Origin of the sequence: Desulfosporosinus orientis DSM 765 (genome assembly GCF_000235605.1) — a bacterium.
In the GTDB taxonomy this organism is placed as follows: Bacteria; Bacillota; Desulfitobacteriia; order Desulfitobacteriales; family Desulfitobacteriaceae; genus Desulfosporosinus; species Desulfosporosinus orientis.
In genome coordinates, this window is the sequence record NC_016584.1 from 2,806,521 (window position 1) to 2,828,800 (window position 22,280).

Genomic DNA, 22,280 nt, shown 5'->3' on the forward strand with positions numbered 1-22,280 from the left:
TCGCCAGGAATTAATAAAAATTTTGCAAATTGACTTTTTCTCAAATTCAAGCTATAATTTAGCCGAACTCAAGAAGTATGCTAACTTGAGAGAGGTCATCGGAGGGCTTGTAATCGTAATTACAATGCTGGATAAGATGTCGGGTGCGCCCGGTGTTTTATCTGGCATTTTTTAATTTCCGGAGGAACTTAGCCAAATTTTCTTTATAAGAAAGAGGAGTATCTTCTATGAATTGGAAAAGAACAAATTTAGTGACAGCAATCATGCTGGTCATGTTTTTAGCAGCTGTTGAGGGAACAATTGTTACTATGGCAATGCCAACTATTGTCAAAGAATTGCAGGGATTTGAACTGATCAGCCTGGTTTTTTCGGTTTATCTGCTGACCTCAGCCATATCGACTCCTATTTATGGTAAGCTGGCAGATTTATATGGCAGGAAACATGTGCTTTCAATTAGTATTCTGCTGTTTTTAGCCGGCAGCATTTTATGCGGTTTATCCCAGAGTATGATTATTCTGATCGCTTTTCGCGCTGTTCAAGGGCTGGGGGCAGGCGGTATATTCACAGTCTCATTCACCATCATCGGAGATGAGTTCCCGCTGGAGGAACGGGCAAAGATCCAAGGTGGTTTAAGCACGGTGTGGGGAGTCGCGACTCTTGTGGGTCCGTTTTTGGGAGGATTTTTAATTGACATGCTTTCCTGGCACTGGATATTTTTTATTAATCTTCCCTTTGGTCTGGCAGCGGTTGTTTTATTGCAAAGATCTCTGCAGGAAACCTTTGCCAAGAAAAAACAGAGCATTGATTATGGGGGAATTATTACCTTATCTTTGGCGGTAATTGCCCTCTTAAGTATTTTTGTTGTTGATAAAAACTCCAACTCCCATGGTTATCCTCTTTTTATCGGAACCGCGCTAACGGCAGTGATTCTGCTGCTGCTTCTCTTTTACAAATTCGAAAAAAGGGCAAAAGAGCCGGTTTTACCTTTTGCTATCTTTACCAAGACAAGTGTCATCGTGAACCTGTTATCCTGTCTGATTTTCGCCGTCTTAATGGGTATTGATGTTTATATACCTTTATACTTACAAACTGTTTTGGGATACCGCCCGACAATATCCGGTCTGGCAATGCTGCCGATGTCGATTTCCTGGCTGATCATTTCCATTATCCTCGGAAAGATCATGGTAAAATATGGCGGAAAAACTGTCGTAGTGGCAGCTAATGCGGTTATACTTATCAGTACATTATTGCTGGCCACCCTGGGAATTGCTACTCCGGTACTATTAGTGTTAATGTATTGCTTCATCCTTGGTATAGGTTTTGGCGGAGCGTCGACAGCCTTGACAATCATTATCCAGGATTCTGTAGATTACCACCAAAGAGGAAGTGCGGTTGGTGCCAATTCATTGCTCAGGACTTTGGGACAGACCATTGGAATTAGTGTTTTCGGAAATATATTCAACTCCCATATAACAAACTATTTTAATAATCAAGGGATTGAGGGAATCAATTCAGGTAACCTCTATCAGTCTTTGCCGTCTGATATTGTCCTTACTTCCGAACAGATACGGTTATCCTTGAATAGTTCTATGCATGTTCTCTTTATTGCTTTTGTCATCATCTCCGGCTTATCCGTAATTCTGTCCATGGCAATGCCCGGAAGAAAGGAAACGAAGGGGAAGGAAGCAGTATCCTGATCATTTGACATGCATTTTCACATCCCTGCGGATCAGGCGGAAATTCTATTCATAAAAGGCATTGATGCATCCGTAATACTAAGCGGAGGAAATCAGTTCCAGTGGCAAAGATGTTATCTGTTACTTAAGGCACGTGGAAAAGGAAGATGGAGGTGTTGAGTATGTTCAAAATAGGCGAATTTTCCAAATTGACACAAGTATCAATCCGAATGTTACGATATTATGATGAAACAGGATTGCTAAAACCTGCTGAAATAGATAAATTTACGAATTACAGGTTATATTCCATAGAGCAAATCCCTGTTTTGAATAAAATAATATTCTTACGGGATTTAGGGTTTAATGTTTCTGAAATTGCCGTTGCTCTTAACCATTGGGATGATGAATTTATAGCAAATCAACTTGACAATAAGCGTCTGGAAATTGAGAAGGGGATTAAAGCCGAGCAAGATAAACTATCTAAAATTGAACTGGCAAAGAGGGATATTCGACAGGAAAAGATTACAATACATTACAATGTTTCCCTTAAATCCATACCCAGTTATCAGGTGTTTTCTCTAAGGCGAATTGTCTGTAATTATTATGCCGAGGGTCAACTGTGGAAGGAAATGTCGGCTTTTGCAGACCAAAATAATATCCCCATTTCAAACAATACCTTTACCATTTATTACGACACTGATTATAGGGAAACAGATGTCGATATGGAAATATGTGCTCCCGTGGCCCGCATAGGTAAGGATATGTGTGGTTTTACGTATCGGAATACAGAACCTGTACCAATTATGGCATGTACTATGGTATATGGTCCTTTTGAAAATATTGCAGGCGCGTACATTGCCTTTGCAAACTGGTTGCAAGAGCATATTCAATATAAAATGAGTGGGCAGAGCAGGCAAATTGTTCATCGTGGGCCGTGGAATGAGGAAAACCCTGACAAGTACCTAACCGAACTTCAAATACCGTTGGAAAAGATATAATAAAAATGAGTTTTGAAGATTTTGGCAAGACGCTTTTTTTAGCTGTCCTATCTGATTATTGACTCTCACACGATGTGAGGGTTTACACTGAATTTGCAGATAAATCAAGTTTTAATGGAGGTATGCACTATGCAGAATCTTGAGATCACTCCTATCGGCAAAATCAACGTAAACGATGACGGAATGTTCATTGAGCTTGAGCCAAAGTATATCCCGGCGTTACAAGGATTGGACGGATTTAGCCATATCAATGTTATTTGGTGGTTCAGTGACTTTGATAATGAGGAAATGAGAAATATACTTGAAACGCCCCAACCCTATAAAAACGCTCCGCCTGTAATGGGGATATTTGCCACAAGGTCACCAGTTCGTCCAAACCCTATAGCTTTAACTACGGCACAGGTTATTTACACTGACTACTCAAAAGGCATCCTACAAATTGCCTATATTGACGCTAACAATGGAACGCCGGTACTTGACATAAAGCCGTATACGCCGAGCCTTGACAGGGTGGAAACCCCCGGCGTACCGGAATGGTGCAGCCATTGGCCTAAAAGTATAGATGAATCGGAAGATTTTGATTGGGAAAATGAATTTAATTTTTAGTCAAACAGAAGTTACATACTCAGAATTATGGAAAATGAATTTATTTCTTTTACTGAGGTGCCGCTATGACTCAAGAAGCAGCGCTCAGTTCAATTAACCTCTCAACTTAGCGAATAAAGGCCGGGAAATTACTTGACAGGTGATTTCCGGCCTTTAGCATTTAAACATACCTCAATTTTCACTTGTTGCGTACAAGAATTCTCTTAACCACTAAGGGAATAAGCAAAACAAAAAAATCAAAAGCAGTTAGTTGGGAAATATACCTGGCAAAGTCGAATAAAACGTTAATGGTTCCAAAGCTATAGCATCTATTATTTCAAATGATCTGAATTTTAGTTATTGACATATGTCTTTAACGTAGTATTATTAATTATAAGGGCATATGTCAATAACTAATGGGATTGCCTTATTTACATTTAAGCTTTTGCGACACTGTATTTTCCCTAAACTTAAAGTGAGCCTTGAAATTGCACACTTTGACTTTTTTAATTGTTAATTTTTTAACATAGTTATTAGAGCATTCAAACATAAATTAGGTGAAGATGCAAGTGTATAACACAAATCCGGCAGCAGGGAAAAGTTAAGGCGACTCATATTGACTGGAGCAAGGAAAATCTCCAAGCGCTCTTGTTAAGGGAGTGAGGTGAAAGACAGCCTGATATTCCATGGATGATTAAGTATTAAATAATGTCGGAGGTGCGGTTAGATTGCGGGAACCAATAAGAGTTAAAGATTTAGATCCAACCCTACGTGAAGAACTAGCAGGATTATTGAATGGCTACGATTTCTCTAATTGCCTGACTTGCGGTATGTGTACTGCCGGTTGTATTTATAGTGATCTCCACAAGGATCAGGACCCGCGTAAGTTTATACGTAAAGTTGCCCTGGGGATGCGGGAAGAGGCAGAAAATGACCCCTTTATCTGGAATTGCACAATGTGCAATCGCTGTACTGTGGAATGTCCCATGGGCGTAAATATGAACGCGCTGACGAGAGCCTTCCGGGGAAAAGTAGAAAGGGCGCCGGGTTATCTGCAGGTTATTGCAGACGATCATATCCGGACAGGCAACCAGATGGGTGTTGAACAAATAGATTTTGATGAGACATTGGAATGGATCGAAGAGATGCTGCAGGAGGATTTGAAGGATCCTACTTATAAGATTCCCTTAGATGTTCCTAATGCCGATTTCTTTTTTGGCTTCAATGCCCGAGAGATTAAACATTATCCCGCGGATCTGCAAAGTATCCTCAATGTTTTCCACGCCGCCGGGGCCAACTTCACTATTAGCTCTAAGCGCTGGGATGCCACGAATATTTGTTTGTTCACCGGCAAAGACGATGAATTCGCTGAAATTTCGCGCCCGATGTTTGAAGAAGCCGAGAGGTTAAACGCTAAAGAAATTATTGTCACAGAATGCGGTCACGCCTTCCGCTCAACCAGAGTGTTTGCCCGGGATTATTGGCAAGGAAAACCCATGCCCGTTCGTCATATCATGGAGCTGTATGCGGATTGGATTAAAGACGGCACCATAAAACTGGATAAGACCCGGAATACCATCCCGGTAACCCTGCATGATCCCTGTAATACTGTGCGTAAAGAGGGAGTTGTGGACCCTCAGCGCTATGTTCTGAGTCATGCTGTCATGGATTTCCGGGAAATGACCCCTAACAGGGAGCATAACATTTGCTGCGGGGCCGGCGGGGGAGCTGGAGCCGTGGCTGAATCTAAAGAAATGCGGATGATTAAAGCCAAACCTAAAGTGGATCAGCTTCTGGCTACCGGTGCGAAGATCGGCTGTATTCCTTGTCACAACTGCATGGATCAGTTTGTTGATATGAACAGGCATTACAAACTTGGTATGAAAATGATGCATCTCACTGCTTTAGTAGAAACTGCCATGGGTTTAATGGATGAGGATAAGCAGTTTTCCCATTGATGGATTGGAGGCTATCGGTGTGAAGGTTGCATTTCTCAAACGTGAATATGAGAAGAAAATTTTCTCCAAAGGTCAATTGACTCAATTCGCGCAGCGCTTAGCCGGCTTTTGTGATTTTCCACCGACTGATCTGGGCATTATTATCCACGAAAAAAGTGCTGATGCTGAGACAAGCAGACGCTGTGCTCTCAGCGATTTAATGAATATCTGTGAGATAGGCAAGACAATGAGTTGTCTTGCCTTCCACTCAGATTTAAATATTATCAAGCTTCGATTTCAGCTGAACTCTCAGGCCATTACGATTACCTACAATATTAAAGGGAATATAGAAAATGCTAGGCAGATTGTCTTCCTGACAGAGGACACCTTGGAGCTTACAAGGCTCAGTGAGGAGGCGCTAAGCAGCCAACGGGAGTTTATTGAAATTGATGAATCGCTATTTGTCCTTATGCAGCAGGTTTATGAAAAGGAAAAGAAAAAGAAAAATTCAGCCGGATCCTTTGACGAATATTTTAACCAGGTGATCAAGATGCGCTGCCAAGAGGGTATAGACGACTGGCCAAAATAGTTCTCTGACAAGGAAGAGGGGATAACCCATAATGAATACGGAAATCCGGCGTCAATATGAAAATAAAACATTTCCTAAAGGTAAATTAAAAAAGTTTGGACTCAAAGCATGTCGGTTCCTAAATATTGTGCCATGGGACGGCTGCATTTTCCTGCGGGAAAAGGATGAGGATTTTGAGATAAGTTCGAAAATCACAATAGATGAATTAAATGATATCTGTGAGCTTGGAACTGGGGTTTTCCGTCTGGATTTTCATTTGAGTTATAATATTATTAAAATATGCTGCAGGCCGGGGCAGGTATTAGATGTTTTGTATGTAATAAACGGCAATCGGGAGTATTCCGAACGATTCATATTTTTTGCCGAGAACCTGCTGGAACTTAAGAAACTCCCTGAGGCAACGGACCAGCAGCAAAGCCTTGCTCTTGATCAATCCGTCCTTAAACTTTTGGAACAAGTTTATGAAAGAGAGAGGGTAAATAGGGGGGGATGGACATTGGAAAAGTATCTTCATCAGGTGATCCAGGCCCATTGCCGGGAGGTTTTGGGCTCAGTCCCTACCTTTCCTTGAGAAGGCTGTTAATTATGAACAAATATTTAATGCGTTGGCGAGAAAATTCAAGTTTTCACGCCAACGCATTTTAAAAAAATTTATATTTAATTATACATTTACTGACGTTCCTGTAACTGAACCCAGGCATGTGTATCTAAAAAGCTGCCGTCAACACTTGATTCCATTTCTTGGAACATCTTATAGGGTACAGTAAAACTTATAATTTCCCTGTCGACCTTTTTGCGCTGAGAAATATCAAAAAAGCCTATTACTCCTCTGGGATTATCTTTTTCTGCTTCTGCATACCCAAATAGTATTGATTGACAGGCCGCCCCAAAAGGTGCGGTGATGCTTTGATTTGATCCCCGGTTATAATCAGATAGAAGCACCAAGGCAGATAACTGGTCGGCATTCACAAAAAATATAACTAACTTGGGCTCCTCTTGTTGCACCCTGTACTATTTCCCCAGAAAACCATAAATCACCCCCTTTCAAAATAATCGGCAAGATAGGTAAAATAGGCAGGGTAGATAAGTACCAACATTTAAGACTACTTCAAAACCTAAGTCCACAGTGTTAAGAAAGAATAGCACTAAAGCCTCTAGTTATTAATTGTCAGGACAATTAATAACGAATAAAAATTGTCATTCTAGATTATTAAATATTTTGTTAAGAACAATTTTAACTTCTTCAATTTGCTTTTTATCAATCCCGTTGATGGCTTTCTCATAAGCTTTTAAAGCTAAAGGAAATAATTTATCTTTTAATTCTTTACCCTCACTTGTAAGATAAATAAAATAGGCTCTATTATCATCCGGATTGACTTGTCTGGTAATAAACCCTTTTTTTTCGAGTTTTGACAGCATTCTGACTGTTGTAGGCTGATCTTTGGAGGTAAGTTCGGCCAACTCTTTAGGGGAGACACCTTCTTGATCCCATAAACAATTTAATACAGCCCATTGTTCGGGAGTCACATCGTAATCTTTAAAATGGTGTAGTAAATTATTTTTCATCCTTGTGTTAGTTCGATTTATAATGAATCCAAGGCTATTAATAAGTCTTAATGTCACGGTGATGGCTCCCTTTATGAATATAATTGTCAGGACAATTATATTCTTTGTTACAGAGTTTCGTCAAGCTAGAATAACCATCCTTTTTTCGGCATGTTTTGCCGCTAAAATAAGATATAGTTGGTTTGAGAAGCTGAACCAAAGGAGGAGTGGCGAGTAATGGTTAAAATAACAGAGCCGGCAGCCCAAAAAGTTAAGGAAATACAAAAAGCAAAGAATACAGAAAACGCATTTCTAAGAATCCATCTCTTAAATGAAGGATGCAGCGGCCCTAATTTTGGTATGACTTTTGAGGAGTCGATAACTGAAGATGACATGCTATATGAAGAATATGGGATATCAATCATCGCCGACATAGGATTGGCTACAGCTTTAGAAGGAGTTATCATAGATTATAATGAGTCTGACAACGGCAATGGTTTTATAATGCTCAGGGAAGGTATAGGACATGGCGGAGGCTGTGGCGGGTGTTGCGGAAACTGTGGAGGAAGCTGCTAATGACATAGAAGTGGCTGTTTAAAAATTCGGCAGTATGAGATTTAACTAATCTAGATTAGTCAGTCTCAAAACTGCCGAATTTTAAACTGGAGAGAATCTCAAGTTATAGAATAACAAATGACGGCGGAAGGATATGGAAATAAAATACATTTAAGGAATGGGAGTTCAATCAGCTTGACTGGATACGGATCATAGTTTATTGAAAGGGTGGATTAAACAATGGAAGGAAGAACGGCTGTCATTACAGGGGCCACCAGCGGCATCGGTGCAGCTTATGCCCTTTGGTTTGCCCAGGATGGATATGATCTCATTATCACGGGACGGCGCAGAGCTGTTATTGAAGAGTTCGCCCAGAAGCTGAGAAAATCTTATGGCATAAAGGTGGAAGTTGTCATCGCGGAGCTAGCCAAACCTGATCAGGTGGAGAAACTCATTGAGAAAATCAGGCATCGCCAGGTTGAGGTCTTAGTCAACAATGCCGGTTTTGGAGTGAATAGTTTCTATCAGGAGTCTGATTTGGAGATCATGGAACAAGTTGTGGAAGTAAATGTGCTGACCCCCATGAAGCTTATTCATGCACTCTTGCCCGGCATGATCCGGAGAGGCCGGGGAATCATTATCAATGTTTCCTCAGAAAGCGCCTACTTAAGCATTCCCAAAAACTCAGTTTACTCAGGAGTCAAAGCGTTTTTACTAAGCTTCACGGAAGGACTGCACTTAGATTTGCGGAACACCGGCGTAAAAGTACAAGTGGTTTGCCCTGGGTTTACAAGGACTGATTTTCATGAAAAGATGGGAATGAAGAAATCAAAACAGAGAAATAAAGGTTTAATTCATTGGATGTCTCCGGAAAAAGTTGTGGAAATCTCTTTAAAAGATCTTAAGAAGGAGAAGGTTATCTGTATACCTGGAATTCATACAAAATTACTAATTTTTTTTGGTAAAATACTGCCCAAGAATTACTACTATAAATTTGCAAGTACGTTTAATCAAAAAAATAAAAGCAATAGCCGGAAAAATCAGATAAAACAGTAATATTTTAAATATTGTACCTATACGAAAGTGGCAATTAGTTGTAAAATATTAATTAATAAACAAAATATCAGTTAGAATGTGGGTGAGACACAGGAAGATGTTAGAGCTATCTAAATCATCATCAGTGATGTCTGAATTAAAACTTAATCAAGCCTATGTTCAACAAATAGCTGAAGTTATTGCCGCTGTAATAGAATTTGAGGTTGTTATTATTGATAGTAACACTGAGGTTATTGCCGGAACCGGCAAATATCAGAGCGAAATTGGTTTTGTTTATGGTAAAGAATCTATTTCGGGGCAAATGATTAAAAATGGAAGTAATTCTATCTTAGACGATGATCCAAGTAAACACGATATCTGTAAAAACTGTGATCAGAAAATTCACTGCCGAATTAAGGCAGCCATACTGTCGCCGATTATTTTACATGACAAGGTTATCGGTAACATCTCAATATTTGCTTTTGATGTGGCAGAGAAAAAACAATTGCTGGCCAATCAAAGAAAATATGAAGATTTTCTGACCAAACTGGCGGCTTTGACCAGCAGCAAAATTGATGTCAATGAAATGAACAGCCGGCTAGCCATTATGGCCAATCAATTCAGCGCCGTTATCAACTCCATCATTGAGGGGATTATTGCTATTAACCATGGAGGCTACATAACCCATATTAATAAATCGGCTGAAAAGCTATTAAGCATCACCACTAGGCAGATGAACGGCCGGCATATTAATGATATTTTTCCTGAGTTTTCCGTTCCCAAAGTTCTCAAATTTGGCCAGCAATACGTTGAACAAGAAATTAAGTATTTCACCAAAGACACTAAAGATGAACAGTGCCATTTTATCAGCACCATCACCCCCATTAAAAAAGACCTGGAAATCGTGGGCCTGGTTATTTCCTTTAGAAGTATTGGTGAAATGAGGAAGTTAGCCGGACGTTTGATCAGAGAAGAACGTAAATATTCTCTGGATGGAATACTGGGCACAAGCAAGGCCATGACCGCCCTAAAGCAAAAAATGCAGCTGGTTGCTGCTACGGATTCCACCATCTTAATTACCGGGGAGAGCGGCACAGGCAAAGAGTTATTTGCCCGGGCTATTCATGAAGAAAGCCACCGCAAGAACGGCCCCTTTGTGGCCATTAACTGCGGTGCCATTCCGGAAAACCTCTTGGAGAGTGAACTCTTTGGCTATGAAGAGGGAGCTTTTACAGGAGCCAGCAGGGGAGGGAAACCGGGTAAATTTGAGCTGGCCAATGGCGGGACTATCTTTCTCGATGAAATCGGCGACATGCCCATGCACCTGCAGGTAAAATTGCTGCGAGTACTGCAAGAGGTTAAATTCGAACGAATTGGTGGAGTAAAGCCGGTATGGGTGGATGTTCGAATCATTGCCGCAACAAACCGCAACCTGGAAGAAATGATCGAAGAAAAGCTATTTCGCAGCGATCTCTTTTACAGGTTAAGTGTTATTCCTTTTTATATACCGCCCCTGCGGGAGAGGAAAGAAGATTTAATCCTGCTTCTCCATCATTTCTTAGATAAATATAACTTGATTTTAGGTAAACAAATTACGGGATTTACCCAGGAAGTTCAGCGAAAAATGCTGGCCTACCCGTGGCTGGGGAATGTAAGGGAACTGGAAAATGCCGTAGAATATGCCGTAAATATCGCCACAAAAAATGTCATTGACAGCTCCTTTTTGTCTTCCCGGGTCAACGATTACTTTAAACATAATCCCGGTTTGACAACAGGAGAAGCACCGCCCACTCTGGCCGAGCTGGAAAAAAGCGCAATTGAGGCAGCCTTGAAAAAGTTTGGCAACACTCGGCAAGCTAAAGAGAAGGCCGCCGAAAGTTTAGGCATGAGCAGATCCACCTTTTACAGGAAGATTAAAAACCTGGGTTTGAGTACTAAAGCCCTTTAAAAAATAAAAATTACTTTAAATCTTAAATTCCTTAAAACCTAAAATGATTAAGCTAAAAGCTTTTTGGATAGTTAAAAGACTGCTCCAAAAAGCTTTTTTATATAATTTATCTTTCATTCTCTGTTGGTGCAAAAATGCATTCTGTAGAAAACGTCGACCCAAAAGCCAGGGCAGCTTCGTCCACAGAAGTGAACCCATTGCATGGAGAGGCGGTAAAACCTACAAGCCGGCGCGGGCTAGCGGCCAGAGGTTCACCGCAGGTACTACCCAAAGGTTTAGCACGAAAGTGTCCGGTGTACATTTCGCTAAGCGGTTATCTCCAAAGAACTTATCCGCTGAAGATAGCTCCCGCGCCGCGAGTAGGCGAGCCTCGGAATGCTGGGGGGAGGGGATGTGGAGCGAAGCCGCCTGACCTACGCACCCCACTTTCATTTTTTTACAAAAAATATTTTTTATTTAATTTCCCAAAGCCTCTGAGAAAACCATACTAAAATCCTAAAACAGGATTCAAAAATCCTAATTTAGGATTTTGAGAAGTGGTCCTATCACAGCCTTTTGAGGATTCAATTATTATAAATTCTCAAAATAAGATAAATCTTATGAGCTTGTATTGCTGACAAGTCTAAAAATAAGGATTTCCCTAGTGGCATAATTTTTGCAATAATCAAAAATTACAAAATACCGAATTTAACATTACATTTTATCGAGGGAGGTAGAAAAAACAAATGTCAAATTTTGAAGAACTTTCCCAAAGTATCATTAGCGGGCAGCTGGATCGAGTCAAGTCACTTACACAACAGGCTATCTCAGCCGGAAGCAATCCTGTGGACATTATCAATCAGGGACTCATTCCTGGAATGAGTGTAGTAGGTGCCCGGTTTAAAGCCGGTAAAATGTATGTCCCGGAAGTCTTAATGTCAGCCCGGGCGATGGATGCCGGTATGGAGCTTGTTAAACCCTTAATTTTAAGCGGTGAGATCCCATCTGCCGGAAAAATCGTCATCGGAACTGTTAAAGGAGACCTCCACGATATTGGTAAGAACTTAGTCAGCATGATGCTGGAGAGTGCCGGCTATACCATCATTAACCTGGGTGTTGACGCCGGACCGGAGAAATTCGTTCAAGCTGTGAAGGAGCACCAGCCTGGGGTTATCGGCATGTCTGCATTATTGACCACCACCATGCTGGCCATGAAAGATACCATTGAGCTGCTGAAAGAAGAAGGCCTCCGGGATAAAGTTAAAGTTATTATCGGAGGGGCTCCTATATCTCAGGATTTCTCAGATGAAATCGGTGCTGATGGTTTTGCTCCTGATGCTGGATCTGCAGCTGATCTTTGTAAGAAACTTCTAGCCTAGTCAGTTTAGAAAGGAGAGTGTGTGACTTGTCAAAAAGCCAATACGTTAGGGCCAACTATCAAGTTAATGCTACCCCACAATTAAAAATGTTAAGCGATGACCAATGCGAAATGGTCATGAACGGTGCCCTGGAGGTGCTGGAGAGAACCGGTGCGGAGATTCACAGTCCGGAGGCCTTGGAAGTCTTCCGCAAAGGAGGATGCTGGGTTGAGGGCAATATGGTGCGTTTTCCCTCTCACCTGGTGGAGTGGGCGATCCGCAGCGCTCCGTCACGGATTGTAGTTTCCAATCAGAAAGGGGAAAGAACCTTATTTTTAGAAGGACAAAACATTTATTATGGCCCTGGCCCCACTAATACTTATACTATTGATCCTTTCACAGGGGAACGGCGCCGTCCCAGAAAGTCTGATACCGTCAGAGCAGCCAAAGTCATCGATGCACTGCCCAACATTGACTATGCTATGGACTGCGGAACAGTCATGGATGTAACTCCCACCTTATCCGATGTTCATGCCTTCCAGGCCATGTTGGAAAACACCAATAAACCCATTATTCACTGGGGATTTGGTATTGAACAATATCAAGACATTATTGACATGGCCGCCGCTGTAGCAGGCAGTCTGGAAGCTCTGCAGAAAGATCCTTTTATTCTTCTCTATTCAGAATCCAGCCCGCCCCTGCGGCACTCCATAGAAGCCATTGATAAAGCTATTTTTGCAGCGAAAAACAATATCCCCATCGTTTATACTCCCTGCACCTTTGCTGGCGGTGTAGCACCTGCCACTATGGCAGGAACTCTGGTCATTGCTGTGGCAGATTCCCTGGTCGGTCTGGTAGCAGGACAGCTGGTACGTCAAGGTTCTGGTTTTGTCATGGGCGGTTTGATTTCCACCATGGATATGGCAAGTACTATTCTCTCCTACGGCGCAGCAGAGCTGAGCCTCCTTTCCGCAGGATTAACGGCAGTTGCCCGCTATATGAAAATTCCTATGTTCAGTACCGGCGGCTGTACGGATTCCAAAGTCATTGACGTACAGATGGGACTGGAAGCGGCCTTCTCAATTTTGATTGCCGGCTTAAGCGGTGCCAACCTCATTCATGACTGCAGCTATATGGAGTACGGAGCTACCTCCTCTCTGGAACTGATGACCATGGATGATGAAATTATCGGCATGGTGAAACGAATTCTTCAGGGCGTCAAGGTAGACGATGAACACTTAGCCCTAAATGTTATCAATGACATTGGTCCCGGCGGACATTACTTAGCACACGATCATACCATGGCTCATTTCCGTGAATTCTGGACACCGACCTTGATTAATCGCCTTAGATATGACGGCTGGAAGGCAGAAGGCTCCAAGTCCATGGCCCAGCGCGTTAAGGAAAAAACTCAAGACATCATTAATAATCACCAGGCTGAACCTAAACCGGATCATGTCTTAAAAGCTATTCAAGCCATTGTAGACAGAGCAGAAGCTCGGGAAGCTAATAAACGATAGGAGGTCGATTAATCAATGTCAAATTTTGAAGAACTTTCTCAAAGCATTATCAGCGGGCAGCTGGACCGGGTTAAATCCCTTACTCAACAGGCCATCGGAGCAGGAACCAATCCTGTTGATATTATCAACCAGGGACTAATCCCGGGAATGAGCGTAGTAGGAGCCCGGTTTAAGGCCGGTAAAATGTATGTTCCGGAAGTCTTAATGTCAGCCCGGGCTATGGATGCCGGTATGGAACTTGTTAAACCGTTGATTTTAAGCGGAGATATCCCATCCGCCGGGAAAATCGTGATTGGAACGGTAAAAGGAGACCTCCACGATATCGGCAAGAACTTAGTTAGCATGATGCTGGAAAGTGCCGGCTATACCGTCATCAACCTGGGTGTTGACGCCGGACCGGAGAAATTCGTTCAAGCTGTTAAGGAACACCAGCCTGGGGTTATCGGTATGTCCGCTTTGTTGACTACCACCATGCTGGCCATGAAAGATACTATCGAACTTCTGAAAGAAGAAGGCCTGCGGGATAAGGTCAAAGTTATTATTGGAGGAGCTCCCATATCTCAGGATTTCTCCGATGAAATCGGTGCCGATGGCTTTGCCCCCGATGCCGGGTCCGCAGCGGATCTTTGCAAGAAACTTCTGGCCTAGTAAGTTTAGAAAGGAGGATGAAAATGCCTGTAAGAAGCAATTACGCAGAAAATACCAGTCCTATGTTTAAGATTCTTTCTCCCAGACAGTGTGAAGAAATTCTTCTCGCTGCTCAAGAGGTTCTCGAACGTACCGGGGTAACTGTCTACGATGAAGAAGCCCGGGAAACTATGAAAAAAGCCGGCTGTTGGGTTGACGGTATTTTAGTTCGTATCCCTTCCGCCGTGGTGAACAGAGCTTTACAATCCGTTCCGAAAAGGGTCACTCTTTGCAATAGCCGTACGGGTTCCCGGGATGTTCGCTTAGAGGGCTATAACGCTTATTTTGGTACAGGTTCTGATACCCCCTTTACCATTGATCCTTATACCGGCAAGCGGCAGCGCTCCACAAAGCAGTCTGTCAGCAACGCCTGCAAAGTCATTGACGCTTTAGAAAACCTGGATTTCGTCATGTCCTTAGGGATTGTGCAAGACGTGCCGCTCCTCATTTCTGACCGCCATCAGTTTGAGGCTCAAGTCCTGAATACTGGCAAGCCCATTGTTACCACAGCTCATGACATCTATGGCTTTGCCGATATCATTGAGATGTGCGAAATCATTGCCGGCGGTGTAGAGGAGCTGCGCCGCAATCCTTTCATGACCCTTTATGCTGAGCCGATTTCACCCTTGCAGCATGCTTGGGAAGCGGCTTCCAAATTGATACTGGCTGCTAAAAAAGGCTTGCCTGTTGTTTACACCCCCTGCGTTATGGCTGGAGGAACAGTACCGGCTACCATGGCAGGAGTCTTAACCCAAGGCTTAGCTGAATCCTTAAGCGGCTTAGTCATCAACCAGTCTACCAGAGAAGGTTCACCCTTCATTATGGGCGGCGTCTTCACCATTATGGATATGGCTACCACCATCTTCAGCTATGGTTCGCCGGAATTCAACTTGCTCATGTCATCTTTGGCTGATATGGCTCATTACCTGCACATTCCTATGTTCGGCACCGCCGGCTGCTCAGACTCCAATATTGTGGATGAGCAAGCAGGTATTGAAGCAGCCATGTCCATTGCTATGACTGCTCTTTCCGGACCTAACCTTAACCATGATGTGGGCTATATCGAATATGGTTCTACTTCATCTTTAGAGTTTTTAACCATTAATAATGACGTTATTGGTATGGCCCGCCGTTTAGTCCGGGGTATCGAAGTGAATGAGGAAACCCTGGCATTAGATCTGATTCATAAAATCGGTCCCGGCGGACACTTCCTCTGTGAAAACCATACTATGGAAAACTTTAAAAAGGAAACCTATTATCCTAATCTCATTGACCGTCAGCGTTTTGAGTCCTGGACGGAATATGGCTCAAAAACCTTATTCGAGCGGGCCAATGAACGAGTCAAAGATATTATTGAAAACTATGAACCCGATCCCCTTCCTAAGGACATCCAGCAAAAAATCAGGGGGATTGTTGAACGGTCAGAACAAAAAATCGCTAAGTAGTAAGTGGGCGAAATGGAGTGACAGAAAATGCCTTTAATACTAGGGATTGATACTGGCGGAACCTTTACCGACGGGGTGCTTCTGGATTTAGACACCAAGGAAGTGAAGAGAAAAGCCAAGGCATTTACGACACGTGGGGATTTATCCATTGGTATTCGAAATTGCATCGAAAACATGGGTGACTTAGACCCGCGTCAAGTTCAGCTCGTATCTCTGTCTACGACATTAGCAACGAACGCCATTGTTGAGGGTCGCGGTTGCCGGGTTGGTTTAATTATGATTGGTCATGAATCCTCCGGCAACCTCCCTGCTCATCAGGTATTTGTGGTTAATGGCGGGCATGATATTAAGGGGATACCTGTTTCGGAACTCGATTTGGAGGCTATCCGAAGAGCAGTGACAGATATGCGCGGGCAGGTGGATACTATCGCTATTTCCAGCTATCTCAGTATTCGCAATCCCGAGCATGAACAAGCTGCCCAGAGATTAATCCAAGAGCTTTGGGATGTACCCATTGTCTGTGCTCATCAGCTGACAACAGCTCTTGGCTATTATGAAAGGACGGTAACCGCCTGCCTGAATGCCCGGCTATTGCCAATTATTGCCGAACTCCTTGCTGCTGTAAGATCTGTCCTTAAAGAAAAGAATATTACCACCCCTTTGATGATTGTCAAAGGGGATGGTTCCCTGATGAGTGAAACCATGACTAGGGAGAAACCCATTGAGACCATTCTTTCAGGGCCGGCAGCAAGTATTGTGGGGGCAGTATTTTTGACAGGGAGTGACTCTGCCCTTGCCTTGGATATGGGTGGAACAACGACGGATATCGCCATATTAGAAAGTGGACGTCCCCGGATGAATCGGGAAGGAGCGACAGTCGGAGGATGGAAAACCCGCGTTGAAGCTGCAGAAATCAGTACTTTTGGACTGGGCGGCGACAGCTATATTCAGGTATCCAAGGACAGAAAACTGATTATTGGGCCAAAGAGAGTTTGGCCATTGTCAGTGATAGCTGATAAATATCCTAATTTAGTTGACGAACTCAAAAAAGTAGAGCCTAATGCACAGCTTATTGATAGTCAGCCTGCTGATTGCTTTATGTTGGTTAAGCAGCCCATGGATAAGGATCAGTGGAATGAAACGGAATGGAAAATAATCCATGCTCTCCAAGAGTGTGCTCATAATATTTTCACCCTTGCCGATATCCTTGGGAAAGATCCGAATCTGTTGCCATTAAAAGGCCTGGAGCAGGCCCAGGTTATCGGCAGGATTTCCTTTACCCCCACGGATTTGTTGCATGTCCGCAATACCTTTACCGCTTATAATGTTGAGGCAGCCCAGGCAGGTGCCCGGATTCTCGCTCACCGTCTGAAGATAGAGATGGATGAGTTCCCGGAAAAGGTCTTGAATGAGATTGAAGCCGGACTGTGTATGACGGTATTGCAGAGCTTTGCTTACCGCGATGGGTTAAAAGGGGATCTTAATTCAGAGGCCAGTGTGGAATTCCTGTTGGGTAACCTGCTTCATAGAACCCATCAGCTGGGCTTTAAGACCCATATCACTTTGGACTATCCCATTGTTGCTCTGGGGGCTCCGGTAACCGGATATCTTCCTGCGGTAGGGGATTCTTTAAATACCGCGGTCTTGATACCCACCCATGCAGAAGTGGCTAACGCTGTGGGAGCTGCTGCTGGGCAGGTGGCGGAACTCGTGCGCATTTTGATCAAGCCGGGTGTAGCCGGGGGGTATTCAGTCCATGCTCCTTGGAAACGAGAAGTCTATTTGTACCTGGAAGATGCGGAAAAAAATGCTTTGGAGAAGGCGAAAGAAGTTGCTTTGGAAAGAGCACGGCTAGCGGGTGTGCCTAATCCTGAGCTGTTTATTGAGAAGGAAGAGGTTACAAGTCATACTGCCGGAGGGGATGATGTGGTTTTTCTGGAGACACGCATAGAGGTTACAGCCATTGGACATCCCACCTGGGAAGAGTAGGGGAGGAGAAACATGTTAATTATTGGAGAACTTATTAATACCAGCCGAAAAGCCGTTAAGCCTGCCGTAGAACAAAGAGACGCTGCTTTTATCCAGGAACTGGCTAAAAAGCAAGTTGAGGCAGGAGCTCATTATGTGGATGTCAACTGCGGAACCATGGTCCATGATGAAGTTGAAACCATGGAATGGCTGGTTAACACCATCCAAGAAGCTGTAACGGCACCTCTTTGTATTGATACACCAAGAATGGAGGCTATGGAGGCAGGATTAGCGGCTTGCAAAAATGGCCAGCCCATGGTTAATTCCATTACGGCGGAAAAAGAACGCTATTCCATGGTTTTGCCTTTGGTTCTAAAATATAAGGCTAAAGTCGTGGCATTGTGTATGGATGACACCGGTGTACCCGCCTCGGCAGAACAGCGGATCACCATTGTTAAAAAATTAGTGGGGGACCTGACATCGGCAGGCGTTCCTGAAGAGGATATCTATCTGGACCCCCTGGTCACACCCATTAGTACCGGGGATAATTGCGGCAACGATGTTCTGGATACGGTTCGCTTTATTCGCCAGACCTATCCGAAAGTTCACGGTGCTTGTGGATTGAGCAATATTTCCTATGGGCTGCCTAACCGCAAGATTTTAAATCAGGCCTTCATGATTCAGACCATGGTAGCTGGAATGGATGCCTATATTTTAGATCCCCTGGATAAAGCCATGATGGGCTTCGTCTATGCTTCCCAGGCATTGCTGGGGCAGGATTCCTTCTGCATGCAGTATTTGAATGCTCACCGCAGCGGGTTGTACGAATAATATTTTAAACTTGCTTAAAAGGGCAATGGGAGTGCTGGAGTACACTTCCATTGCCCTTTTGTTTTGTTTTGGAGTGGGAAAATTGATTTTAGCGTAATGGACACTATAAATAACTTAATAAGTAAAATAAAGGTAATAATTCGATCGGTGACGAATATTATATGATTCCTGAAGAGTGGGGTGACTAAAGGATAAATACCCGAAATTGCTTTCGGGTATCCACGGGATTTAGGAGATTAATCGAAGGTGATTTCGGTAATCCCGAATTATATGAAACCGTACGCAAGGGACGGGACCGCGCATCCATGCGCGTATTTACTGGAAAGAGTCAGATTGATAACTTGCTAATAAGGGGATTAAAAAAATGAATACGCGGGGGGAAGAATATGAGTAATTCAAATTATGATACTTATTGTGGGAATTATTGTGGTGCTTGCTCAATAATTTTGGCTTATAGGACTGGATTCAAAGATTCAGTTGCTTCATATTGGACTGAATCTAATTTGAAGGCATATTTACAGACAATAGGGATTAAGCCAACAACTGAAGATAGTTTTCAGCTTAAGTGTAATGGGTGTAAATCAGATGATTTATTCATTAATTGCAAATATTGTGGAATAAGAGCTTGTGCAACAAATCGTAAAGTTGAACATTGTAATAAATGCAATGAATACCCTTGTCAACTGCTTAAAGGGTCCTTATTAAACAAAGATATTCAGGAAAAATTACCACACTTAAAAGTTACATCAAATAATTTAACAACTATTAATAACGTTGGTGTTGAACAGTGGCTTGATGACCAGGAAAAACAATGGAAATGCCCACAATGTCATGCAGACACTTCCTGGTATATGTTTACTTGTGCGAATTGCGGAAAGGATTTAACAGGAGAGAAAGACTATCTTAATATAAAATAATTTATGTTCTATAACGTGGCAACATTATCAAGTTACAATATACATGAACAGAGCCAAATATAAACTACTAAAATCAACTATTATGTGTAATTCAAGGTTCTTACAGGGGCGCTTAAGGGGCCGCTTGGCGGCATCTGAGTTGGGGGCGTACGGCTTCGTATAACAACTGAGTTCCAAAATCTGAGAGAATATGTAGGTAGTAACCAGACTTTGGAACACCCAGAACGTTATCGGTAAGATGAGTAAGTTAGATTAAAAGTATTATTTGTATTAGTTTGTTTTAACATCCAGGCTTGGAATATCTGCAGTTGCCTTATTGCATGAATTACTACCAACTAAGGGAAGCTTGGTTTTTGAATTTATTTTGCTATCCGGGAAGAGACTATCATCGCCCATTTTCGATACGCAATACCCACATATTGAGCCGGCAACTGTATGAATGAAAAAACTGAATATTGGCGTATGAGCTCTTCTGGCCTTTGTATCCAATACCTCTTTATATAGTAAACCATTTAATGACAGCCATGAAAGGGCATAAACTCCTATTCCTTTTAATATAGGTTTATCACGTCCAGTGGCCGATAGTACATAACTAGTTGCAACTCCCGTAGTACAATTCGTAATATTATTAACCAAGGCTGATACTATTTTGCCTCGAAGTGTATTTGATTTAGACCTTTTAATAAACAGTGTTGAGGCATGATTATAATAATAATCTGAAAGCCCTGTTTTATTTGCAAATAAATCCATTATAGTTGCTGGAACTGTTGCAATCAGGCTGGATATTATACCGAGTGTAATACGATCCTTTATCTTTGCCATTTGTTTTCCTCCCGTATTACTTATTTAAAATTATTTTTTCCATTGGGAGTCATAATATTAATGGGAATTTATCTCAACATTTCTCTGTTCGTAATAAGTTGAAAAATAAATTCCTTTAGAAAACAAATACAATGATGGAGTAGAGTTTATTACAACAGTATGAATCTGGGGCCTCATCCTTCCGATAGCAAAGGAGTCCCGCAACTTAAGAATAAATGAATGTCGGATGACGCTGCGGGACTCCTCGGAACGTTATCGGAAAGACTGTGCCCGAGTTTAGCCGTTCGCCATCCTTGGCTCACTAAGTGAGGCTTTGAAGTTGAACGGATGATATTATTAATAACATAATGGAGGTAATATATTTGGATAGTAAGATTATCAACATAGGGAGGTCAGCGCGGGAGCCCGAATGCTTGAAAGCATTAATCATTTATTTTTCTCAATCAGGAAACACCTATAAGATTGCAAAATGCATTTGTAATAGTCTAAAAAACGCAAACATTAACTGCGAATTATTTGACATTAATAAGATTGATAAGAATTCATTATCAAATTATGATTTGGTAGGAATAGGATCTCCAGTATTTTACTATAAAGAACCTTTTCATGTTCGGGACTTTTTGGAATCTCTTCCAAGGCTCAACGGTCAACACTGGTTTGTATTCTGTACCCATGGAAATGTGTTGGGAAATTTTTTCCCTTCGGTTGTAAACCTATTAAAGACTAAAGGCGCTTCCGTCATCGGCTTTCACCATACATACGCTGATATCACCGTTCCCTATTATCCAAGGCCAAGCTATACATCGGGTCATCCGGATGCACATGACTTAGAGCAAGCGAATTCCTTTGGAATGGAGATCGTTAAACTCAGCAAAGACATTAAAGCGATAGAAAAAATGTCAATCGATGACTTTCCAGTATCTTCTGAGGAATGGATACAGGAAAGTCATCGATTGACACAAAATGTACTTAGTCATGCTTTGCCGAAACTTAGAATTGATTCTGACAAGTGCATTAAATGTTATGCGTGTGAAAAAAATTGTCCTGTTCAAGGTATTGATATCACAATCGAACCACCTCGCTTACAAAACCCATGCATATATTGCTGGAATTGTGTAAACATTTGTCCTACACTTTCTATAGATGCAGATTGGGAACCTCTCGTACGTATGGCTCCAGCATATTATGCCAGATATAAAAAAGAATTGGATAAGGCTACCGCTCACAGTGAATTCCGATGGTTAATCGACCCGAGAACAATTAATTTCGATGACCCATTATTCAAACAGCGCAAACGTAATAATAAAGAAAAATAATGTATATTGATGTGTCAATAAAAACAATGTTAAGGTTAGGGTGAAATCATATTCTAGCCAGCAAGTAGTATTTTCTTTATATGCACAATCGACTAGAGGAGGGAATGTAATGGAAATTCTTTCTGGATTGGCAAGAATGCTCATTGGATGGCCCGGTATAATTACTGCAATAGTTCTTGTAAGTTTCGGAATATATTCTAAGAGGATTTGGTTAATCATTTTAGGAACGATATTTACTTTACCGATATCCTGGTATTTAGGCTCTACTCCGAAATTTAGATACATTATGTATGCTCTTCCCATATTCTTTGTTGGATCAGCATTAGCTATAAAATTAGGCAAAAACATATTAGCGTGGATTTTAACGTTACCATATGTTGGGGTTGTCGTATGGTTAGGATTTACAGTTGTATTCCAATAATCGCTTTGTACAAGGGACTTATTAATAAAAAGTCTGGGTGAGATTTGTGAATGTTAGTATCTCAAGCTGCCACTTTACGTAACACCGTGTTGCCGACACTTAGTAAAGATGGTTTGGTTGGACGCGTCGGCAATACGAGCAACGTTAT

General features: G+C 42.2%; 21 protein-coding genes. 18 read left to right on the forward strand and 3 right to left on the reverse strand.

The window, feature by feature from the left end:
* Nucleotides 1-227 precede the first annotated feature (227 nt).
* From DESOR_RS13105 to DESOR_RS13130, 6 genes are all read left to right on the forward strand, one after another.
* The gene (locus DESOR_RS13105) at nucleotides 228-1,697 is read left to right on the forward strand and encodes an MDR family MFS transporter (protein ID WP_014185068.1); all 1,470 of its coding nucleotides are present in this window, start codon (nucleotides 228-230) and stop codon (nucleotides 1,695-1,697) included.
* Between the two features lie 161 nt (nucleotides 1,698-1,858).
* Entirely contained in the window at nucleotides 1,859-2,674 is an 816-nt protein-coding gene (locus DESOR_RS13110) for a MerR family transcriptional regulator (RefSeq protein ID WP_014185069.1), read from the forward strand.
* Nucleotides 2,675-2,803: 129 nt separating this feature from the next.
* On the forward strand, nucleotides 2,804-3,280 hold the full coding sequence (locus DESOR_RS13115; protein ID WP_014185070.1) for an SAM-dependent methyltransferase: 477 nt from the start codon (nucleotides 2,804-2,806) through the stop codon (nucleotides 3,278-3,280).
* A 707-nt stretch (nucleotides 3,281-3,987) separates the two neighbouring features.
* Nucleotides 3,988-5,217, forward strand: a complete 1,230-nt coding sequence (locus tag DESOR_RS13120; RefSeq protein WP_014185071.1) for a (Fe-S)-binding protein — start codon at nucleotides 3,988-3,990, stop codon at nucleotides 5,215-5,217.
* A gap of 19 nt (nucleotides 5,218-5,236) precedes the next feature.
* On the forward strand, nucleotides 5,237-5,785 hold the full coding sequence (locus DESOR_RS13125; protein WP_014185072.1) for a hypothetical protein: 549 nt from the start codon (nucleotides 5,237-5,239) through the stop codon (nucleotides 5,783-5,785).
* A 31-nt stretch (nucleotides 5,786-5,816) separates the two neighbouring features.
* On the forward strand, nucleotides 5,817-6,356 hold the full coding sequence (locus DESOR_RS13130; protein ID WP_014185073.1) for a hypothetical protein: 540 nt from the start codon (nucleotides 5,817-5,819) through the stop codon (nucleotides 6,354-6,356).
* 98 nt (nucleotides 6,357-6,454) lie between these two features.
* Here the strand turns inward: DESOR_RS13130 and DESOR_RS13135 are convergent, their stop codons facing one another.
* Entirely contained in the window at nucleotides 6,455-6,790 is a 336-nt protein-coding gene (locus DESOR_RS13135) for a DUF169 domain-containing protein (protein ID WP_052304310.1), read from the reverse strand.
* A 192-nt stretch (nucleotides 6,791-6,982) separates the two neighbouring features.
* A complete protein-coding gene (locus tag DESOR_RS13140) occupies nucleotides 6,983-7,408 on the reverse strand; it encodes a MarR family winged helix-turn-helix transcriptional regulator (protein WP_014185074.1) in 426 nt (141 codons plus the stop codon).
* A 159-nt stretch (nucleotides 7,409-7,567) separates the two neighbouring features.
* Here DESOR_RS13140 and DESOR_RS13145 point away from each other — a divergent pair, with 159 nt between their 5' ends.
* From DESOR_RS13145 to DESOR_RS13190, 10 genes are all read left to right on the forward strand, one after another.
* Nucleotides 7,568-7,906: a HesB/IscA family protein gene (locus tag DESOR_RS13145; protein ID WP_014185075.1), complete on the forward strand. Its 339-nt coding sequence runs from the start codon at nucleotides 7,568-7,570 to the stop codon at nucleotides 7,904-7,906.
* A 219-nt stretch (nucleotides 7,907-8,125) separates the two neighbouring features.
* Nucleotides 8,126-8,941: an SDR family NAD(P)-dependent oxidoreductase gene (locus DESOR_RS13150; RefSeq protein ID WP_014185076.1), complete on the forward strand. Its 816-nt coding sequence runs from the start codon at nucleotides 8,126-8,128 to the stop codon at nucleotides 8,939-8,941.
* 127 nt (nucleotides 8,942-9,068) lie between these two features.
* Nucleotides 9,069-10,868: a sigma-54 interaction domain-containing protein gene (locus DESOR_RS13155; protein ID WP_042331202.1), complete on the forward strand. Its 1,800-nt coding sequence runs from the start codon at nucleotides 9,069-9,071 to the stop codon at nucleotides 10,866-10,868.
* 725 nt (nucleotides 10,869-11,593) lie between these two features.
* The gene (locus tag DESOR_RS13160) at nucleotides 11,594-12,226 is read left to right on the forward strand and encodes a cobalamin B12-binding domain-containing protein (protein WP_014185078.1); all 633 of its coding nucleotides are present in this window, start codon (nucleotides 11,594-11,596) and stop codon (nucleotides 12,224-12,226) included.
* A 17-nt stretch (nucleotides 12,227-12,243) separates the two neighbouring features.
* The gene (locus DESOR_RS13165) at nucleotides 12,244-13,725 is read left to right on the forward strand and encodes a trimethylamine methyltransferase family protein (protein WP_427854233.1); all 1,482 of its coding nucleotides are present in this window, start codon (nucleotides 12,244-12,246) and stop codon (nucleotides 13,723-13,725) included.
* Nucleotides 13,726-13,740: 15 nt separating this feature from the next.
* The gene (locus DESOR_RS13170) at nucleotides 13,741-14,373 is read left to right on the forward strand and encodes a cobalamin B12-binding domain-containing protein (protein ID WP_014185080.1); all 633 of its coding nucleotides are present in this window, start codon (nucleotides 13,741-13,743) and stop codon (nucleotides 14,371-14,373) included.
* 23 nt (nucleotides 14,374-14,396) lie between these two features.
* Nucleotides 14,397-15,857 carry a trimethylamine methyltransferase family protein gene (locus DESOR_RS13175; protein WP_014185081.1) on the forward strand — a complete coding sequence of 487 codons (1,461 nt, stop codon included), beginning with the start codon at nucleotides 14,397-14,399 and terminating at the stop codon, nucleotides 15,855-15,857.
* 27 nt (nucleotides 15,858-15,884) lie between these two features.
* Nucleotides 15,885-17,846, forward strand: a complete 1,962-nt coding sequence (locus DESOR_RS13180) for a hydantoinase/oxoprolinase family protein (RefSeq protein ID WP_014185082.1) — start codon at nucleotides 15,885-15,887, stop codon at nucleotides 17,844-17,846.
* A 12-nt stretch (nucleotides 17,847-17,858) separates the two neighbouring features.
* Nucleotides 17,859-18,656: a methyltetrahydrofolate cobalamin methyltransferase gene (locus DESOR_RS13185; RefSeq protein WP_014185083.1), complete on the forward strand. Its 798-nt coding sequence runs from the start codon at nucleotides 17,859-17,861 to the stop codon at nucleotides 18,654-18,656.
* A gap of 386 nt (nucleotides 18,657-19,042) precedes the next feature.
* The gene (locus DESOR_RS13190) at nucleotides 19,043-19,573 is read left to right on the forward strand and encodes a DUF3795 domain-containing protein (protein ID WP_014185084.1); all 531 of its coding nucleotides are present in this window, start codon (nucleotides 19,043-19,045) and stop codon (nucleotides 19,571-19,573) included.
* A gap of 270 nt (nucleotides 19,574-19,843) precedes the next feature.
* Here DESOR_RS13190 and DESOR_RS13195 read toward each other — a convergent pair whose 3' ends face one another.
* Complete coding sequence (locus DESOR_RS13195; RefSeq protein ID WP_014185085.1) at nucleotides 19,844-20,395, reverse strand: hypothetical protein; 552 nt, start codon at nucleotides 20,393-20,395, stop codon at nucleotides 19,844-19,846.
* A 413-nt stretch (nucleotides 20,396-20,808) separates the two neighbouring features.
* On the opposite strand from DESOR_RS13195, the gene DESOR_RS13200 reads away from it, so the two are divergent.
* Together DESOR_RS13200 and DESOR_RS13205 are read left to right on the forward strand one after the other, a co-directional pair.
* On the forward strand, nucleotides 20,809-21,711 hold the full coding sequence (locus DESOR_RS13200) for an EFR1 family ferrodoxin (RefSeq protein ID WP_148265272.1): 903 nt from the start codon (nucleotides 20,809-20,811) through the stop codon (nucleotides 21,709-21,711).
* A gap of 109 nt (nucleotides 21,712-21,820) precedes the next feature.
* Nucleotides 21,821-22,132: a hypothetical protein gene (locus DESOR_RS13205; RefSeq protein WP_014185087.1), complete on the forward strand. Its 312-nt coding sequence runs from the start codon at nucleotides 21,821-21,823 to the stop codon at nucleotides 22,130-22,132.
* The last annotated feature ends 148 nt before the right edge of the window (nucleotides 22,133-22,280 follow it).

Coding starts and splice junctions, on each gene's coding strand:
- DESOR_RS13105 (WP_014185068.1), top strand. CDS start 228: ATGAATTGGAAAAGAACAAATTTAGTGACAGCAATCATGCTGGTCATG.
- DESOR_RS13110 (WP_014185069.1), top strand. CDS start 1,859: ATGTTCAAAATAGGCGAATTTTCCAAATTGACACAAGTATCAATCCGA.
- DESOR_RS13115 (WP_014185070.1), top strand. CDS start 2,804: ATGCAGAATCTTGAGATCACTCCTATCGGCAAAATCAACGTAAACGAT.
- DESOR_RS13130 (WP_014185073.1), top strand. CDS start 5,817: ATGAATACGGAAATCCGGCGTCAATATGAAAATAAAACATTTCCTAAA.
- DESOR_RS13145 (WP_014185075.1), top strand. CDS start 7,568: ATGGTTAAAATAACAGAGCCGGCAGCCCAAAAAGTTAAGGAAATACAA.
- DESOR_RS13150 (WP_014185076.1), top strand. CDS start 8,126: ATGGAAGGAAGAACGGCTGTCATTACAGGGGCCACCAGCGGCATCGGT.
- DESOR_RS13155 (WP_042331202.1), top strand. CDS start 9,069: ATGTCTGAATTAAAACTTAATCAAGCCTATGTTCAACAAATAGCTGAA.
- DESOR_RS13160 (WP_014185078.1), top strand. CDS start 11,594: ATGTCAAATTTTGAAGAACTTTCCCAAAGTATCATTAGCGGGCAGCTG.
- DESOR_RS13170 (WP_014185080.1), top strand. CDS start 13,741: ATGTCAAATTTTGAAGAACTTTCTCAAAGCATTATCAGCGGGCAGCTG.
- DESOR_RS13175 (WP_014185081.1), top strand. CDS start 14,397: ATGCCTGTAAGAAGCAATTACGCAGAAAATACCAGTCCTATGTTTAAG.
- DESOR_RS13180 (WP_014185082.1), top strand. CDS start 15,885: ATGCCTTTAATACTAGGGATTGATACTGGCGGAACCTTTACCGACGGG.
- DESOR_RS13185 (WP_014185083.1), top strand. CDS start 17,859: ATGTTAATTATTGGAGAACTTATTAATACCAGCCGAAAAGCCGTTAAG.
- DESOR_RS13190 (WP_014185084.1), top strand. CDS start 19,043: ATGAGTAATTCAAATTATGATACTTATTGTGGGAATTATTGTGGTGCT.
- DESOR_RS13195 (WP_014185085.1), bottom strand. CDS start 20,395: ATGGCAAAGATAAAGGATCGTATTACACTCGGTATAATATCCAGCCTG.
- DESOR_RS13205 (WP_014185087.1), top strand. CDS start 21,821: ATGGAAATTCTTTCTGGATTGGCAAGAATGCTCATTGGATGGCCCGGT.